Below are 4,246 nucleotides of genomic sequence, written 5' to 3'. Positions count from 1 at the left end.
CACCGACCGCATCGAGAAGGCGATCGACGAGGTCTTCGACCTCCGCCCGGCCGCCATCATCCGCGACCTCGACCTGCTCCGCCCGATCTACGCCCAGACGGCCGCCTACGGCCACTTCGGCCGCGAGCTGCCCGACTTCACCTGGGAGCGCACCGACCGCGTCGACGCCCTGCGCAAGGCCGCCGGGCTGTAGAGCGAGCCCTCCGACGACCGTACCGAGGCCCGGTTCCCCCTGCGGGGGCCGGGCCTCGGCGCGTCCGCCCGGGGCCCCGGAGTGCCGGTCCTATGCCGGTGGGGCCGCCGGCCGCCGTCGGCTGTCAGTGCGGTTTGGTAAGAATGCAGGCGTGAGCAGCGAGGACGGGCCGGTGGACGGCGGGGCCGAGGGGGCGCCGCCCGAGCAGCTTGCGCTGATCCGTGACAGCGTGCGCAAGGCCGACGTGCCCCGGGCCAAACCGCGGACCTGGCGGGGGGCCGCGCTGGCCGGGCAGCTGCCGGTCGCCCGGGTGCTGGTCGACAAGGGCGTGCTCCACCTCGACCGCTCCTTCGACTACGCCGTCCCCGAGGAACTCGACGCCGAGGCCCAGCCCGGGGTGCGCGTACGGGTGCGCTTCGGGGCCGGACGCCACCGGGTGCGGGGAGGGCGGCGCGAGGGGGGCGGGCTGATCGACGGCTTCCTCGTCGAGCGGCTCCCCGAGTCCGACTACGCGGGTCCGCTCGCCGCCCTGGCTCAGGTCGTGTCACCCGAACGGGTGCTGAGCGAGGAACTGCTGGGTCTGGCGCGGGCGGTCGCCGACCGGTACGCGGGCAGTCTCGCCGACGTGCTGCAGCTGGCCGTACCGCCTCGCAGCGCGCGGGCCGAGCAGCGGCCGTCCCCCGAGCCGCTGCCGCCGCCCGAGGCGCCCCTGGCCGGGTCCTGGGCGCGCTACGAGCGGGGGGCCGCGTTCCTGGAGTCCCTGGCCTCGGGCGGGTCGCCACGCGCCGTGTGGAATGCGCTGCCGGGGCCCGAGTGGAGCGAGGAGGTCGCCCGGGCCGTCGCGGCCACGCTGGCCTCCGGGCGCGGCGCGCTGGTCGTGCTGCCGGACGGCCGGGCGGTCGCACGCGTCGACGCCGCGCTGACCGCACTGCTGGGGCCGGGCCGGCACGCGGTGCTCACCGCCGACGCCGGGCCCGAGAAGCGCTACCGGGAGTGGCTCGCCGTCAGCCGGGGGTCCGTCCGGGCGGTCGTGGGCACCCGGGCCGCGATGTTCGCCCCCGTGCGGGACCTCGGACTGCTCGTCCTGTGGGACGACGGCGACGACAGCCACAGCGAGCAGCACGCCCCGCAGCCGCACGCCCGCGAGGTGCTGCTGCTTCGGGCCGCTCAGGACAAGTGCGGCTTTCTGCTCGGCAGTTGGAGCTGCACCGTGGAGGCCGCGCAGCTCGTGGAGAGTGGCTGGGCCCGGCCGCTGGTCGCCACCCGGGACCAGGTGCGCGGCGCCGCCCCGCTGGTCCGCACCGTCGGGGACGGCGACCTCGCGCGCGACGAGGCCGCCCGGGCCGCCCGGCTGCCCACCCTCGCCTGGCAGGCCGTCAGGGAGGGACTCAAACACGGGCCCGTCCTCGTCCAGGTTCCCCGCCGGGGGTACGTGCCGCGCATGGCGTGCGCCAGTTGCCGGGCGCCCGCCCGCTGCCGGCACTGCGCCGGGCCGTTGGAGGCCCCCGACTCCGGTGCGCTGCACTGCGGTTGGTGCGGGCGCGCGGAGGAGTCCTGGCACTGTCCGGAGTGCGGTGGCTTCCGGCTGCGGGCCCAGATCGTGGGGGCCCGGCGCACCGCCGAGGAGCTGGGGCGAGCCTTCCCGGCCGTGCCGGTGCGGACCTCCGGGCGCGAGCATGTCCTGGACACCGTGCCGGGGGCGCCCGCGCTGGTGGTGAGTACGCCGGGGGCCGAGCCGGTCGCCGAGGGCGGATACGCGGCCGCGCTGCTGCTGGACGGCTGGGCGATGCTAGGCCGGCCCGATCTGCGGGCCGGGGAGGACGCGCTGCGGCGGTGGATCTCGGCGGCTGCCCTGGTGCGTCCGCAGGGCGCCGGGGGGACGGTTGTCGTCGTCGCCGAGCCCACACTGCGGCCCGTTCAGGCCCTGGTGCGGTGGGACCCCGTCGGACACGCCGTGCGGGAGCTGGCCGAGCGGGCCGAACTGGGCTTCCCGCCGGTGTCGCGGATGGCGGCCGTGGCGGGCCCGGTGGAGGCGGTGGGGGAGTTCCTCGCCACGCTGCGGCTGCCCCCGCAGGCCGAGGTGCTCGGGCCGGTACCGGTGCCGGTCACCCGCGCCGGTCTGCCCCGGCGGACGGGAGCACCGCCCCCCGGGGAGCACTGGGAACGAGCCCTGATCCGCGTGCCACCGGGCCACGGTTCCGAGCTGGCGTCCGCGCTCAAGGGAGCGCAGGCGGCGCGGATGGCGCGGGGTGGGGCGGAGACGCCGGTACGCGTGCGGATCGACCCGCCGGACATCGGGTGAGGGGTGCGGTGGGGGTCGGCGGCCGTGGGCGTGTGGTTGCGCGCGGGGGTGTGCAGGCGGGGGCGGCGCCGGGTGGGGTGGCGGTGGGGGTTCGGGCGGCTCGATCCCGCCGGCCGGCCGGCGGCGCGGGACGCGGTGGCGCCGGGGATGGGAGCTGGTGGCCGCGGGCGTGCGGCGGCGCGCGAGGGTGCGCGGGCGAGCGGATGGCGCGGGGCGTAGGCGGCGGTTGGGGTGCGCACTGGCCTGCCGGGCATCGGGGGCGGGGGTTGCGAGGGCCGCTGGCCGTGGCATGCGGCTGCCCTCCCGGACCGGTGTCGCGGGAGGGCAGGGGTGGTGTCGTCAGCCGTTGCGGGGGCCGGGGAACGCGGTCGGCCTGGCCTCGTCGCAGAGGGCGGCGGGGGCGCAGGGCTCGCGGAGGGCGGGGGCGCCCGCGTCGCGGAGGGCAGGGCTGCCGGCCGTCGGCTGGGTCGGCATGGAGCGGGCGGCGGGGACCGTCGGTACCGTGGCGATGCCGGTGGTGACGCCGACCGTCTCCGGCGCCTCGACCTCCGCGGTCGTCTGGGCCGCGGCACGGCGGGAGCCGTAACGGCGGTGGACCGCCTGCTTGGTGACTCCGAGGGCCGAGCCGACCGCGTCCCAAGAGAAGCCGAGCGAGCGGTCGAAGTCCACGGCGGCGGTGACCAGGGTCTCGACGCTGTCCCGCAGCTCCTGGGCGAGACGGACGGTCGGGGCGGGGGCGCGCCCGTAGACGACGAAGCCCGTCGAGGGGCCGGAACGGCGCGGGCGGTAGACGTTGCCCAGCTGGGCGGTGAGGGTGCGCAGTGCGTCCACCTGCCGGCGGACCCGCTCGATGTCGCGCACCAGCAAGTGCAGGCTGGCCCGAGCCTGGGCGTCGTGGGTTGCGTGGTCGGCCATGAACAAGCCTCTCGAACCGGCGATGAAAAGGATCGGGCCGCCCGATTGCGGCCCGCTGTGGTCAACTCCTTCTTGACCAACGCGTCTGTGCTCCGCTGGTCACGCAACGGGGGCGTATGGGCATATGCGTACGCCCCCGGTCGCGTGGGTGCGCCTCGGCCGTCGACCTCGGTCTTCTTCCGCCGACGGCTGTCCGCCGCGAGCCGTCTGTCGACGGTGGTGTGCCGGGTGCCGACGGCTGTCCGCCGCGAGCCGTCTGTCGACGGTGGTGTGCCGGGTGCCGACGGCTGTCCGCCGCGAGCCGTCTGTCGACGGTGGGGTGCCGGGTGCCGATGGCCGGCCGCCGCTCGCGGTGTGCCCACCGCCGCTCGCCGCCCGTATCCGCCGCTCGCCGTCCTCTGCCCACGGCCTTGCCGTCGGCTGCCTGCCTGCCGCCCGCCCCGCCTTCGGCCACCCGCCTCCCGGCGGCAAGGTGGTCTCCCGGCCCCGGCCCTCGCCATCCCGCCGGTGGCTATTCGCAGCCCGGCCGCAAGGTGGTCTCCCGGCCCGGCACTCGCCATCCCGCCGTCGGCGACTCGCCTCGTGGCGGCCAGGTGGTCTCCTCGGTCCCACACCTGCCGTCGGTCCCACACCTGTCGTCGGCCACTCGCCTCCCATCGGCCACTCGCCTCCCGGCGGCAGGCAGCCCCGGCTCCACCACCCGCCCTCACGCCGTCGGTTGCTCGCCTCCCGGGCCCCGGGCGGCCCCCCGGGCCCGTCACCCGCCGTCCCGCCGTGGCCTGGTCACTGCCGCCACGTGGCCCCGGGCCCGCCACCCGCCGTCCCGCCGTGGCCTG

3 protein-coding genes are annotated in these 4,246 nt (G+C 77.4%); 2 read left to right on the top strand and 1 reads right to left on the bottom strand.

The genetic code is table 11. The annotated features are described in order from the left end of the window. Nucleotides 1–193 (top strand): methionine adenosyltransferase domain-containing protein (locus tag ABZT03_RS43255; RefSeq protein ID WP_356049684.1); only part of this gene is annotated, 193 nt, incomplete at its 5' end. Nucleotides 194–344: 151 nt separating this feature from the next. Continuing rightward, nucleotides 345–2,495, top strand: coding sequence for a primosomal protein N' (locus ABZT03_RS43250; RefSeq protein ID WP_356049682.1), 2,151 nt, complete (start codon nt 345–347; stop codon nt 2,493–2,495). 339 nt (nt 2,496–2,834) lie between these two features. Here the strand turns inward: ABZT03_RS43250 and ABZT03_RS43245 are convergent, their stop codons facing one another. Continuing rightward, nucleotides 2,835–3,410 (bottom strand): hypothetical protein, encoded by a 576-nt coding sequence (locus tag ABZT03_RS43245; protein WP_356049681.1) that lies wholly within the window; start codon nt 3,408–3,410, stop codon nt 2,835–2,837. Between the last annotated feature and the right edge of the window lie 836 nt (nt 3,411–4,246).

It is taken from the genome of Streptomyces sp. NPDC005574 (genome assembly GCF_040605435.1).
Taxonomy (GTDB): domain Bacteria; phylum Actinomycetota; class Actinomycetes; order Streptomycetales; family Streptomycetaceae; genus Streptomyces.
This window is presented reverse-complemented; position numbering and strand designations above follow the sequence as displayed.